25 protein-coding genes are annotated in these 22,386 nt (G+C 72.1%); 2 read left to right on the forward strand and 23 right to left on the reverse strand.

Translation table 11 applies throughout. The features are described 5' to 3' along the window. Positions 1-166: 166 nt before the first annotated feature. The 7 genes from tsaD to glmS all read right to left on the reverse strand — a co-directional run bounded on the left by tsaD (position 167) and on the right by glmS (position 6,466). Positions 167-1,216 carry a tRNA (adenosine(37)-N6)-threonylcarbamoyltransferase complex transferase subunit TsaD gene (gene tsaD / locus GLX25_RS10740; protein WP_166548724.1) on the reverse strand — a complete coding sequence of 350 codons (1,050 nt, stop codon included), beginning with the start codon at positions 1,214-1,216 and terminating at the stop codon, positions 167-169. Then, the gene (gene rimI, locus GLX25_RS10745; protein WP_155842484.1) at positions 1,213-1,764 is read right to left on the reverse strand and encodes a ribosomal protein S18-alanine N-acetyltransferase; all 552 of its coding nucleotides are present in this window, start codon (positions 1,762-1,764) and stop codon (positions 1,213-1,215) included. Before rimI ends, tsaD begins: the two co-directional genes overlap by 4 nt. Continuing rightward, positions 1,761-2,381 (reverse strand): tRNA (adenosine(37)-N6)-threonylcarbamoyltransferase complex dimerization subunit type 1 TsaB, encoded by a 621-nt coding sequence (gene tsaB / locus GLX25_RS10750; protein WP_155842485.1) that lies wholly within the window; start codon positions 2,379-2,381, stop codon positions 1,761-1,763. Before tsaB ends, rimI begins: the two co-directional genes overlap by 4 nt. A 62-nt stretch (positions 2,382-2,443) precedes the next feature. After that, complete coding sequence (gene tsaE / locus GLX25_RS10755; protein ID WP_155842486.1) at positions 2,444-2,980, reverse strand: tRNA (adenosine(37)-N6)-threonylcarbamoyltransferase complex ATPase subunit type 1 TsaE; 537 nt, start codon at positions 2,978-2,980, stop codon at positions 2,444-2,446. After that, on the reverse strand, positions 2,980-4,119 hold the full coding sequence (gene alr, locus GLX25_RS10760; RefSeq protein WP_166548725.1) for an alanine racemase: 1,140 nt from the start codon (positions 4,117-4,119) through the stop codon (positions 2,980-2,982). The genes tsaE and alr overlap by 1 nt, the downstream gene beginning before the upstream one ends. Continuing rightward, complete coding sequence (locus tag GLX25_RS10765) at positions 4,116-4,532, reverse strand: holo-ACP synthase (protein WP_166548726.1); 417 nt, start codon at positions 4,530-4,532, stop codon at positions 4,116-4,118. Before GLX25_RS10765 ends, alr begins: the two co-directional genes overlap by 4 nt. 83 nt (positions 4,533-4,615) lie before the next feature. After that, positions 4,616-6,466 carry a glutamine--fructose-6-phosphate transaminase (isomerizing) gene (gene glmS / locus GLX25_RS10770; protein WP_155842487.1) on the reverse strand — a complete coding sequence of 617 codons (1,851 nt, stop codon included), beginning with the start codon at positions 6,464-6,466 and terminating at the stop codon, positions 4,616-4,618. 121 nt (positions 6,467-6,587) lie between these two features. On the opposite strand from glmS, the gene coaA reads away from it, so the two are divergent. Further along, positions 6,588-7,544, forward strand: a complete 957-nt coding sequence (gene coaA / locus GLX25_RS10775) for a type I pantothenate kinase (RefSeq protein WP_166548727.1) — start codon at positions 6,588-6,590, stop codon at positions 7,542-7,544. 92 nt (positions 7,545-7,636) lie between these two features. Here the strand turns inward: coaA and glmM are convergent, their stop codons facing one another. From glmM to GLX25_RS10855, 16 genes are all read right to left on the reverse strand, one after another. After that, positions 7,637-8,998 carry a phosphoglucosamine mutase gene (glmM, locus tag GLX25_RS10780; protein ID WP_155842488.1) on the reverse strand — a complete coding sequence of 454 codons (1,362 nt, stop codon included), beginning with the start codon at positions 8,996-8,998 and terminating at the stop codon, positions 7,637-7,639. A 15-nt stretch (positions 8,999-9,013) separates the two neighbouring features. Further along, positions 9,014-9,496 (reverse strand): 30S ribosomal protein S9, encoded by a 483-nt coding sequence (gene rpsI, locus GLX25_RS10785; protein ID WP_155052815.1) that lies wholly within the window; start codon positions 9,494-9,496, stop codon positions 9,014-9,016. 36 nt (positions 9,497-9,532) lie between these two features. Further along, on the reverse strand, positions 9,533-9,979 hold the full coding sequence (gene rplM / locus GLX25_RS10790) for a 50S ribosomal protein L13 (protein ID WP_129234477.1): 447 nt from the start codon (positions 9,977-9,979) through the stop codon (positions 9,533-9,535). A gap of 137 nt (positions 9,980-10,116) precedes the next feature. Then, a complete protein-coding gene (locus GLX25_RS10795; RefSeq protein ID WP_420837651.1) occupies positions 10,117-11,022 on the reverse strand; it encodes a tRNA pseudouridine synthase A in 906 nt (301 codons plus the stop codon). 95 nt (positions 11,023-11,117) lie between these two features. Continuing rightward, positions 11,118-11,675 (reverse strand): 50S ribosomal protein L17, encoded by a 558-nt coding sequence (gene rplQ / locus GLX25_RS10800; protein ID WP_155842489.1) that lies wholly within the window; start codon positions 11,673-11,675, stop codon positions 11,118-11,120. Positions 11,676-11,721: 46 nt separating this feature from the next. Further along, positions 11,722-12,708: a DNA-directed RNA polymerase subunit alpha gene (locus GLX25_RS10805; RefSeq protein WP_166548728.1), complete on the reverse strand. Its 987-nt coding sequence runs from the start codon at positions 12,706-12,708 to the stop codon at positions 11,722-11,724. A gap of 177 nt (positions 12,709-12,885) precedes the next feature. Further along, a complete protein-coding gene (gene rpsK, locus GLX25_RS10810; RefSeq protein WP_092668574.1) occupies positions 12,886-13,284 on the reverse strand; it encodes a 30S ribosomal protein S11 in 399 nt (132 codons plus the stop codon). 32 nt (positions 13,285-13,316) lie between these two features. Beyond that, positions 13,317-13,697, reverse strand: a complete 381-nt coding sequence (gene rpsM / locus GLX25_RS10815) for a 30S ribosomal protein S13 (RefSeq protein ID WP_155842490.1) — start codon at positions 13,695-13,697, stop codon at positions 13,317-13,319. A gap of 284 nt (positions 13,698-13,981) precedes the next feature. Continuing rightward, positions 13,982-14,095, reverse strand: coding sequence for a 50S ribosomal protein L36 (gene rpmJ, locus GLX25_RS18860; RefSeq protein ID WP_056734976.1), 114 nt, complete (start codon positions 14,093-14,095; stop codon positions 13,982-13,984). Positions 14,096-14,165: 70 nt separating this feature from the next. After that, positions 14,166-14,387 (reverse strand): translation initiation factor IF-1, encoded by a 222-nt coding sequence (gene infA, locus GLX25_RS10825; RefSeq protein ID WP_011186713.1) that lies wholly within the window; start codon positions 14,385-14,387, stop codon positions 14,166-14,168. A 150-nt stretch (positions 14,388-14,537) separates the two neighbouring features. Then, positions 14,538-15,686: a mannitol-1-phosphate 5-dehydrogenase gene (locus tag GLX25_RS10830; RefSeq protein WP_166548729.1), complete on the reverse strand. Its 1,149-nt coding sequence runs from the start codon at positions 15,684-15,686 to the stop codon at positions 14,538-14,540. After that, a complete protein-coding gene (locus GLX25_RS10835; protein ID WP_155842492.1) occupies positions 15,683-16,123 on the reverse strand; it encodes a PTS mannitol transporter subunit IIA in 441 nt (146 codons plus the stop codon). The genes GLX25_RS10830 and GLX25_RS10835 overlap by 4 nt, the downstream gene beginning before the upstream one ends. 169 nt (positions 16,124-16,292) lie before the next feature. Further along, a complete protein-coding gene (locus GLX25_RS10840) occupies positions 16,293-17,825 on the reverse strand; it encodes a PTS mannitol transporter subunit IIBC (protein ID WP_155842493.1) in 1,533 nt (510 codons plus the stop codon). Between the two features lie 18 nt (positions 17,826-17,843). Further along, positions 17,844-19,526, reverse strand: a complete 1,683-nt coding sequence (gene ptsP, locus GLX25_RS10845; RefSeq protein WP_155842494.1) for a phosphoenolpyruvate--protein phosphotransferase — start codon at positions 19,524-19,526, stop codon at positions 17,844-17,846. A gap of 45 nt (positions 19,527-19,571) precedes the next feature. Continuing rightward, positions 19,572-19,838, reverse strand: a complete 267-nt coding sequence (locus tag GLX25_RS10850; protein ID WP_155842495.1) for an HPr family phosphocarrier protein — start codon at positions 19,836-19,838, stop codon at positions 19,572-19,574. A gap of 91 nt (positions 19,839-19,929) precedes the next feature. Continuing rightward, entirely contained in the window at positions 19,930-20,241 is a 312-nt protein-coding gene (locus tag GLX25_RS10855; RefSeq protein ID WP_155842496.1) for a PTS sugar transporter subunit IIB, read from the reverse strand. Between the two features lie 227 nt (positions 20,242-20,468). On the opposite strand from GLX25_RS10855, the gene GLX25_RS10860 reads away from it, so the two are divergent. Further along, on the forward strand, positions 20,469-22,379 hold the full coding sequence (locus tag GLX25_RS10860) for a BglG family transcription antiterminator (RefSeq protein WP_166548730.1): 1,911 nt from the start codon (positions 20,469-20,471) through the stop codon (positions 22,377-22,379). The last annotated feature ends 7 nt before the right edge of the window (positions 22,380-22,386 follow it).

Genomic DNA, 22,386 nt, shown 5'->3' on the forward strand with positions numbered 1-22,386 from the left:
CTCTCGTGCAAGCGCGGACCCGGCCATGCTGGCAGCGCCGCGGGATGCTGTCAACGCTCGCGACGCGGGTCGTCTCCCCCCACGATCGCGGGGTTCTCCGCTCACCATAGCGCCCGCCGCCACGGTCCGGCGCGGGCACAAGTGCCCATGGCGATCTCGCCGGGGATCAGCTCTGGATGTCCGTCACCGGGAGCGTCGAATCCGCGCCGAACTCCAGCGACGACGGCTCGTGCCCGGCCATGACGAGGCGTGCGCCGAGTGCGGCGATCATCGCGCCGTTGTCGGTGCAGAGCGACAGCGGCGGGATGCGCAGCGCGATGCCCGCGGCATCCGCCCTGGCCTCGGCCACCTCGCGCAGCCGACGGTTCGCCACGACGCCGCCGCCGAGCAGCAGGCGGGGCACGCCGAGGTCGGTGCACGCCGCGATCGCCTTCGACACGAGCACGTCGACGACCGCCTCGCGGAAGCTCGCGGCGACGTCGGCCAGCGGCACCGGCTCGCCCGCGGCCTCGCGCTGCTCGACCCACCGCGCGACCGCGGTCTTCAGCCCCGAGAACGAGAAGTCGTACCGGTGCCGGTCGAGGTCCTTCGGCCGCGTGAGTCCGCGCGGGAACCGGATGGCGTCGGGGTCGCCGCCGACGGCGGCGCGGTCGATCTCGGGGCCGCCCGGGTAGGGCAGGCCGAGGAGCCGCGCGACCTTGTCGAACGCCTCGCCCGCGGCGTCGTCGATGGTCTCGCCGAGGAGCTCGACGTCGGAGTCGAGGTCGCGCACGAGCAGCAGCGAGGTGTGCCCGCCCGAGACGAGCAGCGCCACGCTCGGCGTCTCGAGCGGGCGGTCGCCGATGAGGTCGGCGCCGACGTGCCCGACGAGGTGGTTCACCGCGTACACGGGCTTCTCGAGCGAGAGCGCGAGCGCCTTCGCGGCGCCGACGCCGACCATGAGCGCGCCGGCGAGGCCGGGCCCGTTCGTCACGGCGACCGCGTCGAGGTCGTCGAGGGCGACGGATGCCTCGTCGAGTGCGGCCCGGATGGTCGGGCCGAGCGCCTCGAGGTGGGCCCGCGCGGCGACCTCGGGCACGACGCCGCCGTAGCGGGCGTGCTCGTCCATCGACGACGCGATCGCGTTGGCGAGGAGCTCGGTGCCGCGGACGATGCCGACCCCGGTCTCGTCGCACGAGGTCTCGATGCCGAGCACGAGCGGCGCGTCGCGGTTCACTGCGGTCCTCCTGCGGGGGCGTTCGCCGGGTCGGTTGACCCGGGCTCCGTGCGCTCGAGCACGTCGGCCGCCGGGCGCGTCACGGCGGGCGGCACGTCGAGCCGCATGGCGATCGCGTCGACCCCGTCGGGTTGGTAGTACCCGCGCCGCACGCCGATCTCGACGAAGCCGAGCGAGTCGTAGAGGCCGCGTGCGACGGGATTGTCGGCGCGCACCTCGAGGAACACCTCGGCGGCCCCGCGTCGTCGGGCCTCGTCGATGAGCGCGTGCATGAGCGCGCGCCCGAGGCCGCTGCCGCGATGCGCGCCGTCGACGGCGATGGTCTGGATGTCGCCCTGCCCGGCGCCGCGAGGGGCGAGCAGCCCGGCGTAGGCGACGGGCTCGTCGGGCCGCGCGTCGTCGACGGCGACGAGGTAGTACGCGTGGGCCGACTCGAGCTCGCTCCGCATCGCGCTCGCGGGCCAGGCGTCGGTCGCGAACGTGGCCCGTTCGAGCCGCATGATCGCGTCGAGGTCGTCGCGGCGCGCGCGGCGCAGCATGAGGCTCATCGGAGCACCCGCTTGCCCGCCGACGGCGTCACGTCGGGCGCTCGAAGGTAGAGCGCCTCGTCGTCGGCGATCGGCAGCCGCCCGGCGGCATGGGCGAATTCGGCGACGAGCCCGAGGGAACCGGCCGAGACGGTGTCGGCATCGAGGCGGATGCCGCGGGGCGCGGGCACCGCGTCCCGCGGCTCGAGTCGCGGCACGGCGAGCCGGACGGGCAATCCGTCGTCGTCGAGGCCGTCGTAGTCGCTGACGGCGGATTCGCGGCGCCGGGCGTCGGTGACGACCTGGAGGAGTCCGGAGCCGCCCGCCGCGTACCACGCGTGCGCGATCGCGTCGTGGCTGACCACCGGCACCACCGGGCGTCCGATGCCCAGCGCGAACGCGCGCGCCGCGGCGATGCCGACGCGCAGGCCCGTGAACGGTCCCGGGCCCATCCCCGAGGCGACGCCGGACAGGTCGGCCGGGCGGACCCCTACGCGCCCGAGCACGTCGCGGATCCCGTCGCCGATGAGCTCGGCGTGGCGCATGGTGTCGTTCGTGCCGGTCTCGGCGAGGATCCCGCCGTCGAGGTCGACCACGGCGACGCTCGTCCCGGTGGACGTGTCGATCGCGAGGAGCATGCGTCAAGCCTAGAGGCGTGCCGCCGAGCGCCCGCCGGGAACGGGCCGGGCCCCGGCGGCGATCAGTCCTCCAGCTGGGGCTGCACGGCGAAGGGCGTCCCGGCCCAGCGCGGTCCGTGCCCGCGCAGCTCGACGGTCCGCGGCTCGTCGTCGTCGAGGTCGGCCTCCGGCGCGGCCAAGGACCCGTCCGCGGGATCGTCGGCGCCGCCGGGGCCGTGGCCGCGACGCCGGCTGATGACCACCTCGAGCCAGGACTCGCTGACGTCGTCGAGCAGGCCGGCTCCCCACTCGGCCACGACGACCGAGTTGGCGAAGTCGAGGTCGAGGTCCTCGAGCTCCGCGGCGCCGGCGAGGCGGTACGCGTCGACGTGCACGAGCGGCGCGCCGCCGACGAGGCTCGGGTGGGTGCGTGCGAGCACGAAGGTCGGGCTCTGCACCGGGCCGCGGACGCCGAGGCCCGCGCCGATCCCGCGTGTGAGCGTCGTCTTCCCGGCGCCGAGCGGGCCGGTGAGCACGACGAGGTCGCCGGCGCGGAACGTGCGGCCGAGCTCGCGGCCGAGCTCCTCCATCGCCTCGGTGTCGGGGACCGACCGGCGCATCACACGCCTCCGACGTGGGTGCGCGGCACGCGCGGCCCGATGCGGGTGACGATCTCGTAGCCGATCGTGTCGGCGGCGTCACCCCAGTCGTCCGCCGACGGCGCGCCGCCCGCGGGGTCGCCGAAGAGCACGACCTCGTCGCCGACGGCGACCTCGGCCTCCCCCACGTCGACCAGGAACTGGTCCATCGCGATCCGGCCGGCGATCCGGTGACGGGCGCCGTGGATCATGACCTCGGCGCGCCCGGACGCCTGCCGCGGCACGCCGTCGGCGTACCCGAGCGGGACGAGCGCGAGCGTGGTCGGACGCGACGCGCGCCAGGTGTGGCCGTACGAGGCACCGGTGCCGGGCTCGACGCGACGCACGGCCGCGACGCGTCCGCGAAGGGTCATCACGGGCGTCAGGCCGAGCTCTGCGGCCGTCGTCCCGTCCCCGAAGGGCGGCACGCCGTAGATGCCGATGCCGATCCGCACCATGTCCAGTCGCGCCTCGGGCATGCGCAGGGCCGCGGCCGTGGACGCGAGGTGGCGGACCTCCGGCGCGAGGCCGGCGCGCTCGGCGGCGGCGACGCCGTCGACGAACGCGGCGAGCTGCGCGGCGTCCTCGTCGGGCGAGGTGTTGGCGAGGTGGCTGAAGAGGCCGCGGACCCGCACGCGGCCCTCCACCTCGAGCTTCGCCGCGCGTGCCACGACGTCGTCCCAGTCGGCGCGGAGGATGCCGTTCCGGCTGAGGCCCGTGTCGAGCTTGAGGTGCACGTTCGCGATGCGACGGGCGGATGCCGCGGCATCCGCCATGGCCTCGAGCTGGGCGAGCGACGAGGCGCCGAGGTCGACGTCGCGGGCGATCGCGGCGTCGAAGCGCGCGGCGGGATCGTGCAGCCAGGCGAGGACCGGGGCCTCGATCCCCGCGTCGCGCAACGCGAGCGCCTCGTCGAGGTCGGCGACCCCGAGACGGTCGGCGCCGCCCGCGAGCGCGGCGCGGGCGACGTGCTCCGCGCCGTGGCCGTAGGCGTCCGCCTTCACGACGGCCATGACGCCCGCCGGCGCGACGGTCGCGGCGAGCGCGGCGACGTTGTCGCGCACGGCGTCGAGGTCGATGACGGCCTCGCGGAACGGCGATCGGACGTGGCGGGGGTTCACTCGGGCTCCTCGGTGCGGTGCGGAGTGGCGAGCGCCTCCTGCGAGGTGTCGGCGCGCCCGACTCCGCGTTCGAGCACGACGAATGCGCTGGCGATCCCGGCATCGTGGCTCATCGACAGGTGCACCCGGTCGATGCCCAGCGCCGCGACGTGCGCGGAGAGCGCGCCCGAGAGGGCGAAGTCGGGGTTGCCGTCGGCGTCCTGGACGATGCGCATGTCGTGCCAGCGGATGACGGCGTGGCCGCCGAGGGCCTTGATCAGCGCCTCCTTCGCCGCGAACCGGGCGGCCAGCGACCGCGCCGGACGGTCGCGTTCGCTCTCAGCGAACAGGCGGTCGCGGAGCGACGGCGTGCGCTCGAGCGATCGCGCGAAGCGCGCGATGTCGACCACGTCGATGCCGATGCCCGCGATCACTCGTCCCTCTCCGACCTCACGGTTCGAGTCTGCCGCACCGGTGCGGCGGGCGGGTGCCGGACGTGCCGACTCCCGCCCGTCGCTCACTCGACCGTCACCGACTTCGCGAGGTTCCGCGGCTGGTCGACGTCGAGGCCCTTGGCCTGCGAGAGCTCCATCGCGAAGATCTGCAGCGGCACGACCGCGAGCAGCGGCTCGAACAACGGGGCCGCGAGCGGGATGCGGATGACCTCGTCGGCGAACGGCAGCACCGCGGCATCCCCCGCCTCGGCGATCGCGATGACGCGCGCGCCGCGCGCGCGGATCTCCTGGATGTTCGAGACGACCTTCGGGTGGAGGTTCGCCGAGCCGCGCGGGCTCGGCACGACGACGAAGACGGGCTGGCCGGGCTCGATCAGCGCGATCGGCCCGTGCTTCAGCTCGCCCGCCGCGAAGCCCTCGGCGTGGATGTACGCGAGCTCCTTGAGCTTCAGCGCGCCCTCGAGCGCGATCGGGTATCCGACGTGCCGCCCGAGGAACAGCACCGAGCGCGTGTCGCTCATCCAGTGCGCGAGCTCGCCGACGCGGTCGGCCTGCTCGAGCACGGTCTCGATCTTGCCCGGGATCGCCTGCAGCTCGGCGAGGTGGCCGGCCAGCTCGTCATCGGCCAGCGTGCCGCGCACGCGCGCGAGGTGCAGCCCGAACAGGTAGAGCGCCGTGATCTGGGCCACGAACGCCTTGGTCGACGCGACCGCGACCTCGGGTCCCGCGTGCGTGTAGACGACCGCGTCGGACTCGCGAGGGATCGTCGCGCCCTGGGTGTTGCAGACCGAGATGGTCCGCGCGCCCTGCTCGCGGGCGTACTTGACCGCCATGAGCGTGTCCATGGTCTCGCCCGACTGGCTGATCGAGACGACCAGCGTGTGCTCGTCGATGACCGGGTCGCGGTAGCGGAACTCGTGGCTGAGCTCCACCTCGACCGGCACGCGCGCCCACTGCTCGATCGCGTACTTCGCGACCATGCCCGCGTAGGCGGCCGTGCCGCACGCGATCACGGTGATGCGGCGGATGTCGCGGAGCTCGTCGTCGCCGAACCCCTCGAGCTCGGGGATCGTGACGACGCCGTCGATCACGCGGCCGAGGATCGTGTTCGCGACCGCCTCCGGCTGCTCGGAGACCTCCTTGCGCATGAAGGAGGACCAGCCGCCCTTCTCGGCGGCCGACGCGTCCCACGCGACGTCGAACGGCTCGACCTCGACGACCTCGCCGTCGAAGTCGGTCACGGTGACGCCGTCGGCGGTGATCGCCACGATCTGGTCCTGGCCGATCGCGACGGCTCGCTTGGTGAACTCGACGAAGGCCGCGACATCCGAACCCAGGAAGTTCTCGCCGTCGCCGAGGCCGATGACCAGCGGCGAGTTGCGGCGCGCGCCGACCACGAGGCCGGGCTCGTCCCGGTGCACGGCGAGGAGCGTGAAGGCGCCCTCGAGCTGCGCGACCGTGCGGCGGAAGGCCTCGCGCAGGTCGCCCGTCTCGCGGTAGAGCTCGCCGAGCAGCACGGCGGCGACCTCGGTGTCGGTCTCGGACTCGAACGAGGCGCCGCGTCCGAGCAGCTCCTCCTTCAGTTCGGAGAAGTTCTCGATGATGCCGTTGTGGATCAGCGCCAGCCGCCCGTCGTCGCCGAGGTGCGGGTGCGCGTTGCGGTCGGTGGGCCCGCCGTGCGTCGCCCAGCGCGTGTGGCCGATGCCGGTGCCGCCCCGGTGCACGGGGTGGCGCTCGAGCTCGTCGGCGAGCACCTGGAGCTTCCCGGCGCGCTTGGCGAAGTCGAGCCCGCCTTCGTCGCCGACGACGGCCACGCCGGCCGAGTCGTAGCCGCGGTATTCGAGACGGCGGAGACCGCCCATGAGGACGTCGAGGCTGTTGCGCTCTCCGACGTATCCGACGATTCCACACATGGGCTCGATTGTAGCCACGCGCGACTGGGCGACCGCCGGGCGTTCCCCGGACCGATCCGGCCGCCCCGGTCCGCCGTGCGGACGCCCGGACGAGCCCCGCGCGGCTCGCTAGACTGTGCCGGTGCCCGATCCGCAGAGCCCGTCGACGCACACGCCGCAGATCTCTCCGTTCGTCGAACTCGACCGCGCCTCATGGGCGGCGCTCGCGCCGTCCATGCCGTCGCCCCTCCGCGAGACCGAGATCGTGCAGCTCCGCGGGCTCGGCGAACCGCTCGACCCGGCCGAGGTCTCCGAGGTGTACCTGCCGCTCAGCCGGCTGCTGAACCTCTACGTCGGCGGCACGAAGGCGCTGCACGAGGTCACGAGCACCTTCCTCCGCGAGCGCTTCGAGTCGACGCCCTTCGTCATCGGCGTCGCCGGCTCCGTGGCGGTCGGCAAGTCGACGATCGCACGCCTGCTCCGCGAGCTCCTCGCCAGGTGGGAGCACACGCCGCGCGTCGAGCTCGTGACGACCGACGGCTTCCTCTACCCCAACGCCGAGCTCGAGCGCCGCGGCCTCATGGCGCGCAAGGGCTTCCCCGAGTCCTACGACCGCCGCGCACTCCTGCGATTCGTGAGCGACGTCAAGGCCGGCGCACCCGAGGTGCGCTCCCCGTTCTACTCGCACCTCGCCTACGACATCGTCCCCGACGCCCAGATCACCGTGCGGCGACCGGACGTGCTGATCATCGAGGGGCTCAACGTGCTCCAGCCGCCCGGGCCCGGGCACCGCCTCGCGGTCAGCGACCTGTTCGACTTCACGATCTACGTCGACGCGCGCACGCGCGACATCGCCCGGTGGTACGAGGACCGGTTCCTGAAGCTGCAGCGCGGCGCGTTCTCGAACCCGCGCTCCTACTTCCACCGCTACGCGAGCCTCACCGAGGACGAGGCGCGCGCCCGGGCCCGCTCGATCTGGCAGTCGATCAACGAGCCGAACCTGCTGCAGAACATCCGGCCCACCCGATCGCGTGCGTCGCTCGTGCTGCGGAAGGACGCGGACCACACGGTCTCGAGCGTCCTGCTCCGCAAGCTCTGAGGCGCGCGGCGTGCGCGTCCGAGGGCGCGGGCGCCGCACGGCGGCGAGGCGGCCCCGCCCGCAGAGGGCGAGACGGATGCCGCGCGCCGGCGTCAGCGCGTGAGCCGCTTCCGGACGACCGCGGCGAGCCGGTTCGCCTGGGCATCGGCGTCGGCCTGCTCCGCGGCCTCGACCATGACGCGCACCATGGGCTCGGTGCCGGAGGGGCGCAGGAGCACCCGGCCGGTGTCGCCGAGCTCCGCCTCGACCTCGCGCACCGCCTCGGCGATGACCGCGTCGTCGGCGAGGCCGTGGTGGTCGATGTCGCGCACGTTCACGAGCACCTGCGGGTAGACCGTCATGATCGAGGCGAGCTCGGCCAGGGTCTTCCCGGTCCGGGCCATCTCGGCCACGAGGTGGAGCCCGGTGAGCACGCCGTCGCCGGTCGTGGCGAACTCCGTCATGATGACGTGGCCCGACTGCTCGCCGCCGAGCGCGTAGCCGCCCGCGGTGAGCGCCTCGAGCACGTAGCGGTCGCCCACCTTCGTCTCGATGACGCGGATGCCGCGGTCGGCCATCGCGCGCTTGAGCCCGAGGTTCGACATCACGGTCACGACGAGCGTGTCGTCGGTGAGCGTGCCTCGCTCCTGCATCGAGACGGCGAGGATCGCCATGATGCGGTCGCCGTCGATCACGTTGCCGTCGGCGTCGACCGCGAGGCACCGGTCGGCGTCGCCGTCGTGGGCGATGCCGATGTCGGCGCGGTGGTCGAGCACCGCCTGCCGGAGGAGCTCGAGGTGGGTCGAGCCGACGCCGTCGTTGATGTTCATGCCGTCGGGGTCGGCCCCGATCACGATCACCTCGGCGCCAGCGTCGCGGAACGTCTCGGGCGACACGCCGGCGGCGGCGCCGTGCGCGCAGTCGAGGACGACCTTGAGCCCGTCGAGGCGAGCCGGCAGGGTGCCGAGCAGGTGGACGACGTAGCGGTCCTCGGCGTCGGCGAAACGGCGGATGCGACCGACGCCGTCGCCGGTCGGGGCGAGCTTCTGCTTGCCGAGGTAGGACTCGATGCGGTCCTCGACCTCGTCGGGGAGCTTCGTGCCGCCGAACGAGAAGAACTTGATCCCGTTGTCGGGAGCCGGGTTGTGCGACGCCGAGATCATCACGCCGAAGTCGGCGGCGATGCTGTCGATCAGGAACGCGGTCGCGGGCGTCGGGATCACGCCGGCGTCGAGCACGTCGACGCCAGAACTGGCGAGACCGGCCGAAACGGCGGCGGTCAGGAACTCGCCCGAGACGCGGGGGTCGCGCGCGACGATCGCCACCGGCCGCCGGCCGGCGGCGCGCAGCTCGTCGGCGTGACGTCCCTGCGTGAGGACGGCCGCAGCCGCCTGGGCGAGGCCCAGGGCCAGGTCAGCCGTGAGTTCACGGTTGGCCAGGCCCCGGACCCCGTCGGTTCCGAAGAGCCGAGGCATCCAGGGATCCGAAGACTAGCGCTTCGAGAACTGGGGCGCCTTGCGGGCCTTCTTGAGACCGGCCTTCTTGCGCTCGATGACGCGGGCGTCGCGCGTGAGGAAGCCGGCCTTCTTGAGGGTCGGACGGTTGTTCTCACGGTCGATCTCGTTGAGCGCGCGGGCGATCGCGAGGCGGAGGGCACCGGCCTGGCCCGAGGGGCCGCCGCCGGTGATGCGCGCGATCACGTCGTACGAGCCCGAGAGCTCGAGCACGGTGAACGGGTCGGTGATGAGCTGCTGGTGGAGCTTGTTCGGGAAGTAGTCCGCGAACTCACGGCCGTTGACCGTGATGGTGCCCGCACCCGGCACGACGCGCACGCGCGCGATGGCCTGCTTGCGGCGGCCGACGGCCGCGCCCGAGACGTTCAGCACGGGGCGTGCCGCGGGGGCGGCGGCCGGAGCCGACTCGGTGGTGTAGCTCTCAGGAGCCTGGTCGATCTGGTCTGCGATCTTCGCCATGGTGGTGTCTGAGTCCTTTTTCGCTCGGCGCCGGGCTTACTGGGCGACCTGGGTGAGGGTGTACGGCTTCGGCTGCTGGGCCGCGTGCGGGTGCTCCGGGCCGGCGTAGACCTTCAGCTTCTTGATCTGGGCGCGGCCGAGCGAGTTCTTCGGCAGCATGCCGCGGATCGCCTTCTCGACGGCGCGGACCGGGTTCTTCTCGAGGAGCTCGGCGTAGCCGACGGCCTTGAGGCCGCCCGGGTAGCCGGAGTGGCGGTACGCCTTCTTCTGCTCGAGCTTCTGGCCGGTGAGGGCGACCTTGCCGGCGTTGACGATGATGACGAAGTCACCGGTGTCGACGTGGTTGGCGAAGATCGCCTTGTGCTTGCCGCGGAGGATCGAGGCGGCGTGGCTCGCGAGGCGGCCGAGCACGATGTCGGTGGCGTCGATGACGACCCAGTCGCGCTGGATCTCGTTCGCCTTCGGGGTGTAGGTGCGCGTCACAGTAGTGCTGCTTTCTGATCGAGTGAGGGGTTCGTGAATCCCGCTCCGGTGGGGGTTCTCCCGCGATGCGGGTGGAACGCTCCGGTGGAGGGCTCAACATCGGGTACCGACGCAGTCGACGGAACCAAAGGGAAAGCTTAGCCGACGATGCCGCCAACGTGCAATTCACGACGTGCGCGCGTCTGCTCGGCGCGCGCGGCGAGGTCCTCCTCGGCCGGGTAGCCGATCTCGGTCAGCGTGAGGCCCCTGGCGGGCAGGACCTTGAAGGCGCTGGTGCGCTCGCCCGCCCGCATGAGGGCCGACGGCCCCGAGACGTCCAGGCGCCCCTCGCCCACCGCGACGCAGGCGCCGACGAGGGCCCGGACCATCGAATGGCAGAACGCGTCGGCCTGCAGCGAGGCGACGAGCACGCCGTCGGCGTCGCGGCGCCAGCGGTACGACTGGAGCGTGCGGATCGTCGTCGCCTCCTCGCGCGGCTTGCAGAACGCCGCGAAGTCGCCGAGCCCCAGGAGCGTCTGGGCCGCCACGTCCATCGCGTCGGCATCGAGGACCCTCGGGTACCAGACCGTCCGGTGGCGCTGCAGCGGGTCGCGCTCTGCGCCGAGGTCGGCGATGCGGTAGGCGTACCGACGCCAGACCGCGGAGAACCGCGCGTCGAAGCCGTCGGGCACGGGGCAGGCGGAGCGGACGACGACGTCGTCGTCGGAGGCGCCGAGGATGCCGCTGAGCCGGCGCACCAGGACGGCGTACGGGTCGACGGCCGGCGGGCCCCCCGCGTCGCCGCGCCTGGGCCTCGTCACGATCGCGAAGGCCTCGCGGTCGACGTCGATGTGGGCGACCTGCCCGGTCGCGTGGACGCCTGCGTCGGTCCGGCCCGCCACGACCAGTCGCGGGGCCGCGCCCTCCCGCCGGAACAGCGTCGCGATCGCATCCTCGAGCACGCCCTGCACCGTGCGAAGCGCGGGCTGGCGGCTCCATCCGGCGAACCCCGTGCCCTGGTAGGCGAGGTCCAGCCGGATCCGCAGCGTCGTCCCCGTGTCCACGCAGGCAAGCCTACGGGGCGAGCCGCCATGCCCCGTGGACGCGCGGAACCCCCGCAGCGGGCGCTGCGGGGGTTCCGGGTGCGTGGTGCGCGGGGCTACTTCGCCTCGGCGGCCTCGGTCTCGTCGGCGGGGGCCTCGGACGACTCCTCCGACGCCTCGGCGCCGGCGGCCTCGTCGACCGCGGCCTCGGCCTCGGTCACCTCGGCCTCGGGCGTCTCGGCCGGGGCCTCCTCCGCGGGCGCCTCGTCGGCGGCCGGCGCGGCGGCCGGCTTCGCGGCGCGCTGCTTCGGCTGGACCGGCTCGAGCACGAGCTCGATCACGGCCATGGGCGCGTTGTCGCCCTTGCGGTTGCCGATCTTGGTGATGCGGGTGTAGCCGCCCTCACGGTCGGCGACCTGGGGCGCGATGACCGCGAACAGCTCGTGGACGACCGACTTGTCGCCGATCACGGCGAGCACGCGACGGCGCGCGTGCAGGTCGCCGCGCTTGGCGAAGGTGATCAGGCGCTCGGCGAACGGGCGGAGGCGCTTGGCCTTGGTCTCCGTCGTCGTGATCGACTTGTGCGTGAACAGCGCGGCGGCGAGGTTCGCGAGCAGCAGGCGCTCGTGCGCGGGTCCGCCTCCGAGGCGGGGGCCCTTCGTGGGCTTCGGCATGGTTCGTTATCTCCAGTGGTGTGGGGTTGGTGCGGCCCGTGGCCTGCTAGTTCTCGTCGTCGAAGCCCGTGTAGAAGTGGGCGCCGTCGAAGCCGGGGACCGAGTCCTTGAGCGAGAGGCCCATCTCGGTGAGCTTGTCCTTGACCTCGTCGACCGACTTCTGTCCGAAGTTGCGGATGTTCATCAGCTGCGACTCGGACAGGGCCACGAGCTCGGACACCGTGTTGATGCCCTCGCGCTTGAGGCAGTTGTACGAGCGGACGGAGAGGTCGAGGTCCTCGATGGGGATCGACAGTTCGCTCGAGAGCACGGCGTCGACCGGCGCGGGGCCGATCTCGATGCCCTCGGCGGCGCTGTTGAGCTCGCGCGCGAGGCCGAACAGCTCGACGAGCGTGCGGCCGGCCGACGCGATGGCGTCGCGCGGCGAGATCGCCTGCTTGGTCTCGACGTCGACCACGAGGCGGTCGAAGTCGGTGCGCTCACCGGCACGGGTGGCCTCGACGCGGTACGTGACCTTCAGGACCGGCGAGTAGATCGAGTCGACCGGGATCTGGCCGGCCTCGGAGTACTCGTTGCGGTTCTGGCTGGCCGAGACGTAGCCGCGGCCGCGCTCGATCGTGAGCTCGAGCTCGAACTTCGCCGAGTCGTTGAGCGTCGCGATGACCAGCTCGGGGTTGTGCACCTCGACGCCCGCCGGAGCGGAGATGTCGGCGGCGGTGACCTCGCCCGAGCCCTGCTTGCGCAGGTAGGCCGTGATGGGCTCGTCGTGCTCGCTGGAGACGACCAGGTTCTTGATGTTGAGGATGATCTCGGTGACATCCTCCTTCACGCCCGGGACGGTCGAGAACTCGTGGAGCACGCCGTCGATGCGGATGCTCGTCACGGCGGCGCCGGGGATCGAGGAGAGGAGGGTGCGACGGAGCGAGTTCCCCAGGGTGTAACCGAAGCCCGGCTCGAGGGGCTCGATCACGAAACGCGAACGGAACTCCGAGATGTTCTCTTCGGTGAGCGTCGGACGCTGTGCGATCAGCACGGTGTGATTCCTTTCGGCAGGGTGTCCGCTATATGACACCTGCGAGTTCGAGGATCTTGAGTTGTGTGAGAGAACGGTGGCCCGGTGGTCGAGTAGCACCCGGCGCAGCCGGGCGCGTATCGAGACCGTGCGATCTCGATACGGCCTGCGGCCTACTCGATCACCGGGAAGGGGGAACTAGACGCGGCGGCGCTTCGGCGGGCGGCAGCCGTTGTGCGCCTGGGGCGTCACGTCGTTGATGCTGCCGACCTCGAGGCCGGCGGCCTGGAGCGAGCGGATCGCGGTCTCGCGGCCCGAGCCGGGGCCCTTGACGAAGACGTCGACCTTCTTCATGCCGTGCTCCTGCGCCTGGCGCGCGGCCGACTCGGCGGCGAGCTGCGCGGCGAACGGGGTCGACTTGCGCGAGCCCTTGAAGCCGACGCCGCCGGAGGAGGCCCAGCTGATCACGGCACCGGTCGTGTCGGTGATCGACACGATGGTGTTGTTGAACGTCGACTTGATGTGGGCCTGGCCCACGGCGATGTTCTTCTTTTCCTTCTTGCGCGGCTTGCGAGTAGCCGCCTTGGGTGCTGCCATGTTCGAAATCTCCTAGATCTTGGCGCGAGCGGTTACTTGCGGCCGGGCTTCTTCTTGCCGGCGACGGTGCGCTTCGGACCCTTGCGGGTACGAGCGTTGGTCTTGGTGCGCTGGCCGCGGACCGGGAGGCCGCGACGGTGGCGGATGCCCTCGTAGGAGCCGATCTCGACCTTGCGGCGGATGTCGGCGGCGACCTCGCGGCGGAGGTCGCCCTCGACCTTGTAGGTCCCCTCGATGTGGTCGCGGAGCGCGACGAGCTGGTCGTCGCTGAGGTCCTTGACGCGGATGTTCCCGTCGATGCCGGTCGCCACGAGGGTCTCCAGTGCGCGGGTACGGCCGACGCCGTAGATGTAGGTCAGTGCGATCTCCACGCGCTTCTCGCGCGGGATGTCGACTCCTGCCAGACGTGCCATGTTGGCTTCTCCTGTTGGATGAGTCGGAGGTGTGGAGCACTCCCGGTGCCTCGGCCTCCGTCCGAGGGTGTCGCCTCCCGGTGATCGAGTAGCGACGGAGTCGCGTATCGAGATCTCGGGAGGTTCTTGGTAGTGCCGGTATTCAGTTCTGCGTCGTGCGTTTCCGGTGATCGAGTAGCGGCGGAGCCGCGTATCGAGATCCTCGAGGGGTCTCGGTACGGCGCTGCGCGCCTACTCGACCTCGAGCCTTCGGGTGAGCCCGCTTCGCGGCCTCACCCTTCGACTCAACCCTGGCGCTGCTTGTGGCGCGGGTTCTCGCAGATCACCATCACGCGCCCGTGGCGGCGGATGACCTTGCACTTGTCGCAGATGCGCTTGACGCTGGGGTTGACCTTCACAGTCGTTGTTCCTTTTTTCGCTGTCCTCGTACCCGCGGGGTGCCGCGGGCCGTTACTTTCCGACAGGGGCCTACTTGTAGCGGTAGACGATGCGGCCGCGGGTCAGGTCGTACGGGCTCAGCTCCACGATCACGCGGTCCTCGGGGAGGATGCGGATGTAGTGCTGGCGCATCTTTCCGGAGATGTGGGCGAGCACCTTGTGCCCGTTGGTCAGCTCCACCCGGAACATCGCGTTCGGGAGTGCCTCGATGACCGAGCCTTCGATCTCGATGACGCCGTCTTTCTTGGCCATAGCCTCACTATCGCTTGGAGTTTGGGTTGTCGGTCGTGCGATGATGATGCACACCCCGGCATGGCCCATCGGGCATGCCGAAGCGGGCGTGCAAAACACCAAGGGTCAACTATAGGCGAATCGGTCCCGATTCGCCAGTCGGGCCGCGTGTCAGCGTGCGGTGCGGCGCGCGACGACCTCGAGCAGGCGATCGTGCAGCGGATGCCCCGGCTCGATGCCGCACACCTCGCGCACGAACGTGCCCGCGGCGTCCGTCCGCAGGCGCTCCTGCAGCTCGACGCTCTCCGGGTCGGCCGGGACGTCGAAGCCGAGCGCCGCCCCGACCGCGGCGAGGAGCCCGTCGACCGGGAGGTCGCGCTCGGCGAGTTCGGCGGCCGGCGCGATGAAGCGCTCGCGGCGGGAGAGCTTGCGGAGCGGCTGGCGACCGACGCGCTCGACCGTGTCCGGCAGCCCCTCGTTGCGGAAGCGCCCCAGGATCACCTCGCGGTACTCGGCCATCTCGCCAGCGCCGAACCCGTGCTTGGCGACGATGAGGGCGGACGTCTCGTGCAGGACCTGCTCGACCCGCTCGGCGACCGACGGGTCGGCGAGCGCCTCGGCGATGCGCGCGTGCCCCGCGAGGAACCCGAAGTACGCCGTCGACGCGTGCCCCGTGTTCACGGTGAAGAGCTTCCGCTCGATGTACGGCCCGAGCCGGTCGACGAAGTGCGCGCCCGGGATCACGGGCGGCGCATCGCCGAACGGCGGCTCCTCGATCGCCCACTCCGAGAACGTCTCGACCGTCACGTCGAGGCCCGCGTCATCGGGCTGGCCGGGCACGATGCGGTCGACGGCCGTGTTCGCGAACACCGCGCGGCGCTCGAGCTCGAGCCACTCGTCGGGTCCGGCCAGGTGCCGGGTCTCCTCGCGCAGCAGGCTCGTCGCGTCGATCGCGTTCTCGCACGCCATGACCGCGAGCGGTGCGGCATCGGGTGAGCGATCGCGGAGCGCCTGCAGCACGTGCGGCGCGATGAATCGCAGGATGTTCGGCCCGACGGCCGTGGTGAGGACGTCGGCGTCGGCGAGCTCCGCGGCGAGGGCCGCGGCATCCGTCTGCGAATTGATCGCACGGTAGCGGTCGACGACGAGGTCGCGCGCGCCGACGCCGACCTCGTGCACGGTGTAGCGATCGGATGCCGCGAGCGCATCGATCAGCTCGGCGTTCACGTCGGCGAAGACGACCTCGTACCCGGCGTCGTGGAGCAGCAGCCCGATGAAGCCGCGGCCGATGTTGCCGGCGCCGAAGTGGACGGCCTTCACGACTCGTTCACCTCGGAGAGCAGTGCGACGAGCTCGTCGGACGAGCCGGCGGCGAGGAGCTTGCCGACCTCGTCCTCGTCGGAGAAGATCATCGCGATCTTCGACAGGATCTCCAGGTGCTCGTCGCCGATCCCGGCGATGCCCACCACGAAGCGGGCCTGCTCGCCGCCCCAGTCGACGGGCTCGTCGTACCGGATGAAGGAGAGCGCCGAGCGCAGGATCTGGTCCTTCGCCTCGTTCGTGCCGTGCGGGATGGCGAGCCAGTTGCCCATGTACGTCGAGACGCTGCCCTCGCGCTCGAGCATCGAGTCGATGTACTCGGGGCGCACGGCGCCCCCCTCGACGAGGATCGCGCCGGCGGCGCGGATGGCCTCCTCGCGGTTCGCAGCGGCAGGGGCCAGGCGGACGTCGCCGGGCGACAGGATCTGTTCGGTCATGGGTGCTCCTACTTCCTCATCGCGTCTTCGTCGTGATCGGTCGTGCGGCGGCGGCTGCGTCGCGGTGCCCGCTTCCGTGCGGGCGGGGCGGATGACGCGACCGCCCGAGTCGCGGCCGATGCGTCGTGCGCGGCCGCGACCCGGGCGTCGCGTCATCCGGTGGAGTTCGTCAGCGGACGCCCTCCGACTCCAGGAGGTTCACGATCTCGTCGTACTTCGGCGAGTTCATGAAGTTCTCGACGGACACGTGGAGCGCGCTCGGCGACTGCAGCTTCGCCCGCTCGGTCAGGTCCTGGTGCGTGATGACCAGGTCGACCTCGTCGGTCAGGTTCGCGATCGCCTTGTTGGTGACCGTCACGCTGTCGATCCCGGCCTTCTTGATCTTGTTGCGCAGGACCGTCGCGCCCATGGCGCTCGAGCCCATGCCCGCGTCGCACGCGAAGACGATCGAGTGGATCGGCTTGTGCTCGAAGGCCGCCTGCTCGCCTTCCGCGACGAGGCCGGCGCCTGCGGCGACGCCCTCGGCCTGGAGGCCGGAGAGCACGCTCGACTCCTTGCCCTTGTTGGCCTGGGTCTGCGCGATCGCGGCCGACAGGTCGCCCGCGTTCTCCTTCTCGAGGTCGCGCTTGCGGCTGGCCCGGAGGATGATCGCGGAGATCACGAACGAGACGGTCGCGGCGAGCACCACCGAGAGGATGACGCCGACGTAGCTGTCCGACGCGGTCTGGATGAGCACCGCGAAGATGCTGCCGGGCGCGGCGGGCGCGCGGAGGCCGCTCGAGAACAGGACGTTGGTCGCCACGCCGGTCATGCCGCCCGCGATGGCCGCGATGATGAGCAGCGGCTTCATCAGCACGTACGGGAAGTAGATCTCGTGGATGCCACCCAGGAACTGGATGATGATCGCGCCCGGCGCGCTGGCGCGGGCGAGGCCCACCCCGAAGATCGCGAACGCGAGCAGGATCCCGAGACCGGGGCCGGGGTTGGCCTCGATGAGGAACAGGATCGACTTGCCGGTCTCCTCCGACTGCTGCACGCCGAGCGGCGTGAACACGCCGTGGTTGATGGCGTTGTTCAGGAAGAGGACCTTGCCCGGCTCGACGAGGATCGAGACGAGCGGCAGCAGGCCGGCGAGGACCAGCCAGTTCACCGCGGCCTCGAGGCCGTTGCTCACGGCCTCGACGGCCGGCGCGAAGGCGTAGAAGCCGACGAGTGCGAGCAGCATTCCGACGATGCCGGCGGAGAAGTTGTTCACCAGCATCTCGAAGCCGGCCTTGATCTTGCCCTCCCAGAGGCGGTCGACCTGCTTCATGATCCAGGCCGCGAGCGGGCCCATGATCATGGCGCCGATGAACATCGGGATGCCGGCGCCCACGATCACGCCGACGGTCGCGATGGTGCCGACGACGCCGCCGCGGGTGTCGTAGACCATCCGGCCGCCCATGTTCGCGATGAGCAACGGCAGCAGGTAGGTGATCATCGGCCCGACGAGGCCGATGTTCTCCGTGCCGTCCGGACTCGGGAACCCGCCGATCTCCGGGATCGGGAACGGCCCGACCTGGATGAAGAGCGCGGTGATGAATCCCCAGGCGATGAATGCCGCGATGTTCGGCATGATCATGCCGCTGAGGAAGGTGCCGAAGCGCTGGACGGCGACTCGGGCTCCCCCGGGTCGCTTCGCCTCAGCTGACGTCGTCGTCATGATGCCTCCAGTGCTGGGTCACGGCACGGTCGTGCCGGTGGGGGTGGGTGCGGATTCGGCGGCCTGCTTCGCCGCCTGCTTCGCCTCGGCCGCTCCCTCTGCGGCCAGGGCTGCCCGGGCGATGCGCTCGGCATCCTCCCGGGTGTACCGCGCGAGGGAGGCGCGGACGTCTGCGAGTGCCGACGGGGACATCGACAGCGTGGTGGCGCCGAGGCCGACGAGCACCACGGCGAGGAGCGGGTCGGCGGCGGCCTCGCCGCAGATGCCGACGGGCTTGCCGAGGCGGCCGCCGGCGGCGCCGACCTCGGCGACCAGGCGCAGCACGGCCGGCGCCCACGGGTCCTGCAGGTTCGCGACCGTGCCGAGCAGCCGGTCGGCGGCCATCGTGTACTGGGTGAGGTCGTTGGTGCCGATCGACGCGAAGTCGGCGACGCCGAGCACGCGGTCGGCGATGAGCGCCGCCGACGGCGTCTCGACCATGACGCCGGCCGTCTTCAGGCCGAGCTCGCGGCAGAGGTCGGTGAAGTAGCGCGTCTCGTCGACGGTCGCGATCATCGGCGCCATGACCCACAGGTCGGCGTCGGTCGCGGCGTCGGCCGCGGCGAGCGCGGTCAGCTGCTCGCGCAGGATCACCTCGGCATGGCGCAGGGCGCGGATGCCGCGGAGCCCGAGCGCCGGGTTCTCCTCCTCCGCGTCGTTGAGGAACGAGAGCGGCTTGTCGGCGCCCGCGTCGAGCACGCGCACGACGACCTTCCGGCCGGGGAACGCCGACAGCATCCGGGTGTACTGCTCCTGCTGCTCGCGCACGCTCGGCGCGCGGTCGGCGTCGAGGAAGAGGAACTCGGTGCGGAACAGGCCCACGCCTTCAGCGCCGAGCTCCACCGCGTTCGCGGCGCCGTCGGCCGAGCCGAGGTTCGCGAGGAGGGGCACGGACGTGCCGTCGGCGAGCGCACCCGGCGTGATCGGCGCGGCCGCGCGCGCGGCGCGCTCGGCGATGCGCTCCTTCGCCGCCGCGACGGCGTCGGCGTCGGGCCCCTGGACGACGAGGTCGTTCTCGGCGTCGACGATCACGGTGTCGCCGTCGGCGAGGGCCGTGGCATCCGCTGCCCCGACGATCGCGACGATGGACTTCTCGCGGGCGAGGATCGCGGTGTGCGAGGTCGGCCCGCCGTCGATGGTGACGAGGCCGAGCACCTGCGTGAGGTCGAGGAGCGCCGTGTCGGCCGGCGCGAGGTCGCGGGCGACGAGCACGAAGCGGTGGCCCGGGTTCGGCACGCCCGGTGCCGGCACCTTCAGCAGGTGCGCGACCACGCGCTGCGACACGTCGTCGAGGTCGGCGGCGCGTTCGCCCATGTACCCGCCCATCGAGGACAGCAGGTCGCGGAACGCGGCGAACGCCTCGAACACGGCACGCTCGGCGGTCTTGCCGTCGGCGAGCCGCTTCACGACGTCGTCCATGAGCGTCGGGTCCTCGGCCATCATGGCCTGCGCCTCGAGCACGTCCTGTGCGGCGCCGCCCGCCTGCGCGCCCTTGCGCTGCAGGTCGTCCGCCACGACCGAGACCGACGCGCGGGCGCGCTCCTCCTCGCGGGCCGGATCGAGGTGGCTGGGTCGGTCCACCGGTTCCGGCAGCCGCTCGGCCATCCTCACGACCGGTCCGACGGCCACGCCCTGGCCGATGCCGGTGCCTCTGAACTCCATCACTCGCCCTCCCCGTTCGGTTCGATGGGCGACGGACGCCTCGGGCTATTCGTCGTGATCGGTGCTGAGCAGCTCGACGAGCTCGTCGAGCACGCGCTGCTCGTCGCCGCCGTCGACGACGACGGTGACCTCGTCGCCGTGGTCGATGCCCTGCGCGATGACGGCGAGGATGCTCGCCGCGTTGACGGGAGCGCCTCCCGCCTTCGCGATCGTGACGCTCGCACCGGATGATGCGGCGGCCTGCGTGAACAGCTTGGCCGGCCTGGCGTGCAGTCCGTGGCTCGATCCGACTCGAACAGTGCGCTCCACCATGTCTCCGGCCTCCGTCGCTGGTGTCCGTTCCCGTGATCACCATAGACCCGCGGCTCTGCGCAGGGAACGGGGTTGCGCGGCGTGGGCGTGTTCATGCTCGGGCTCCGATGATCGCGATCGCGAGGTCGAGTGCGGCGTCGCCGTCGAGCGCGCGGGTCTCGTCGGGCAGCACGGCGACGGGCACGGATGCCGCGATCGCGAGCTGCTCGAGCGATCCGAGCCGCGGCACCAGGTGGACGCCCACGAGCAGCGCGTCGGCACCGTCGAGCGCTTCGGCGAGCGTCTGCTCGCCCGCAGCGCGGACGTCGGCGGCGATGCCCCGCGCCTCGGCCGCGCGGCGGATGCGCAGTGCGGCGAACGTGCTCGACGCACCCGCTCCGCACACCACGACGATCCGCATCATCGGCCTCCTCGCCGAGCCCTGCCCGGTCCTCTTCGATCGGTCACGGCGAGTGCCGCGAACATGCCGAGTCTGCTCCCGTTCCGGGCATCGCCACCAACAGAACCGCTTCCGCACCCCCGGAAGATGCGCGGCATCCGCTCCCCCGGCGCCTCGGCAGGTGGTTGACTGGGCTGCACCCGCCCGGCGATCGTGCGCGTCGAGGCGGCGAGGATCGGAGCGGACCGGACGTGCCGGAGAACTGGGAGCGCCTCGTCGAGGCCCTCGCCGACGACGACGCCGCGGTGACGGCTGCCCGGCTCGCCGACCGGCTCGGGGTCTCCGACCGGACCGTCCGCTCCTACGCCGCGCAGGCCAACCGCACCGGCGAGGTGGTCGTCGAGTCCGGACCCGACGGCTACCGGCTCGACCGCGCGGCCTGGGCCCGGGTCCTGCACGCCCGCTCGGACGCCGCCGACGCCGACACGCCCGACGGCCGGCGCGCCCGCCTCATCCGCGACCTCGTCGACGCGCCCGACGGCCTCGACGTGCACGAGGTGGCGGCGGCGGCGCACGTCAGCGAGTCCACCGTCGAGGCGGACCTCGGGCGGGTCCGGGCACGCCTCCAGGGCACCGGCCTCGGCCTCGCGCGCGAGGGCAGCAGGGTGCGGCTCGCCGGCCCCGAGACCGCCATGCGGCGGCTGCTGGGCTCGCTCGTCCGAGAGGAGGGCCGACGCGGCATCCGCGACCTGTCGTCGCTGCGCGCGGGGTTCCCGCCGATGGACGAGTTCCGGTCCGCACTCGTGTCGAGCCTGCGGGAAGCCGGGTACGCGCCGAACGAGTACGCACTCGACGACGTGCTGCTGCACGTCGCGATCGCGCTCGACCGAGTGGGCCGCGATCGCGTGCTCGCCGCGACCGAGGACGCCGAGGCATCCGCCACCGCCCCGTCGTCGCCGACGGCCCCGGAGGCCGGGGCCGGCGACGAGCCGGCCGATGCCGCACCGCTCGACGCGCTCGCCGCCCTCCTCGACCGGCTCGTCCGCACGGGGTTCGACGTGCGCCTTCCCCCCGCCGAGCTCGACCACCTGGCCCGCCTCGTCGGCACGCGCGTCGCGACCTCCCAGCAGGGCCCCGCGCGCGAAGCAGTCGTCCGCGAGATCGTGGCGCGGATCTCGCGCGAGTGGCTCGTCGAACTCGGCGACGACCGGTTCATCGAGCGCCTCGCACTGCACGTCGAGAACCTGGCCGCGCGCGCCGCCGAGCACAGCTACTCTCGCAATCCGCTCACCGCCTCCATCAAGTCGGCGTACCCGCTCATCTACGACCTCGCGGTCTACCTCGCGAGCGAGCTCGCGCGACTCGAGGGCATCACCGTCAACGACGACGAGATCGCCTACCTCGCGATGCACCTCGGCGCGCAGCTCGAGCGGACGCGCTCGCGGGGGGACGTCGTGCGCGTCGCCGTCGACGTCCCCGAGTACCACGACGCGCGCGCGCTGCTCGTCGCGCGCCTTCGGAGCGCGCTCGGCGACGAGGCCGACCTGGTCGACGACGACCCCGACGACGCTGATCTCGTGGTCGCCGTGCTCCCGCCCGAATCCCCGCTGCCCGCGGTCGTCACGGTCGCGCCCTTCCCGACGGACGACGACGTCGGTCGCGTGCGCGCCGAGGTCGCGCGCCTCCGCCGCGGCCGCCGCCGGGCCCGGCTCGCCTCGACGCTGTCGCACTCCATCGGGCCCGAGCTGTTCGTGCGCGGCGTCGGCGGACGCGATCGCGAGGCCGTGATCCGGCTGCTCGGCGACCGCCTCATCGATGCGGGCGTCATCGACGACGCCTACGTGCAGGGCGCGCTCGAACGCGAGCGCATGTCCTCGACCGCCTTCACCGACCTGCTCGCGGTGCCGCACGCCATGACGATGACCGCCACGCGGAGCGCCATCGCGATCGCGATCGACGAACGGGCGATCGAGTGGGGCGACGCGAACGTGCACGTCGTCGCGCTCATCGCGTTCGCCGAGGACGGTCGCGCCGAGTTCCAGTCGGTCTTCGACCAGTTCGTGGAGGCGTTCTCCGAGCCCGAGAACGTGCGGCGGCTCGTCCGCGGCGCCACGGACTACCCCGGCCTCCTGGCCGAGCTGTCCGGCCTCATGTCGACGTGACGGATGC

The organism is Agromyces luteolus (assembly GCF_009729855.1).
GTDB lineage: Bacteria > Actinomycetota > Actinomycetes > Actinomycetales > Microbacteriaceae > Agromyces > Agromyces luteolus.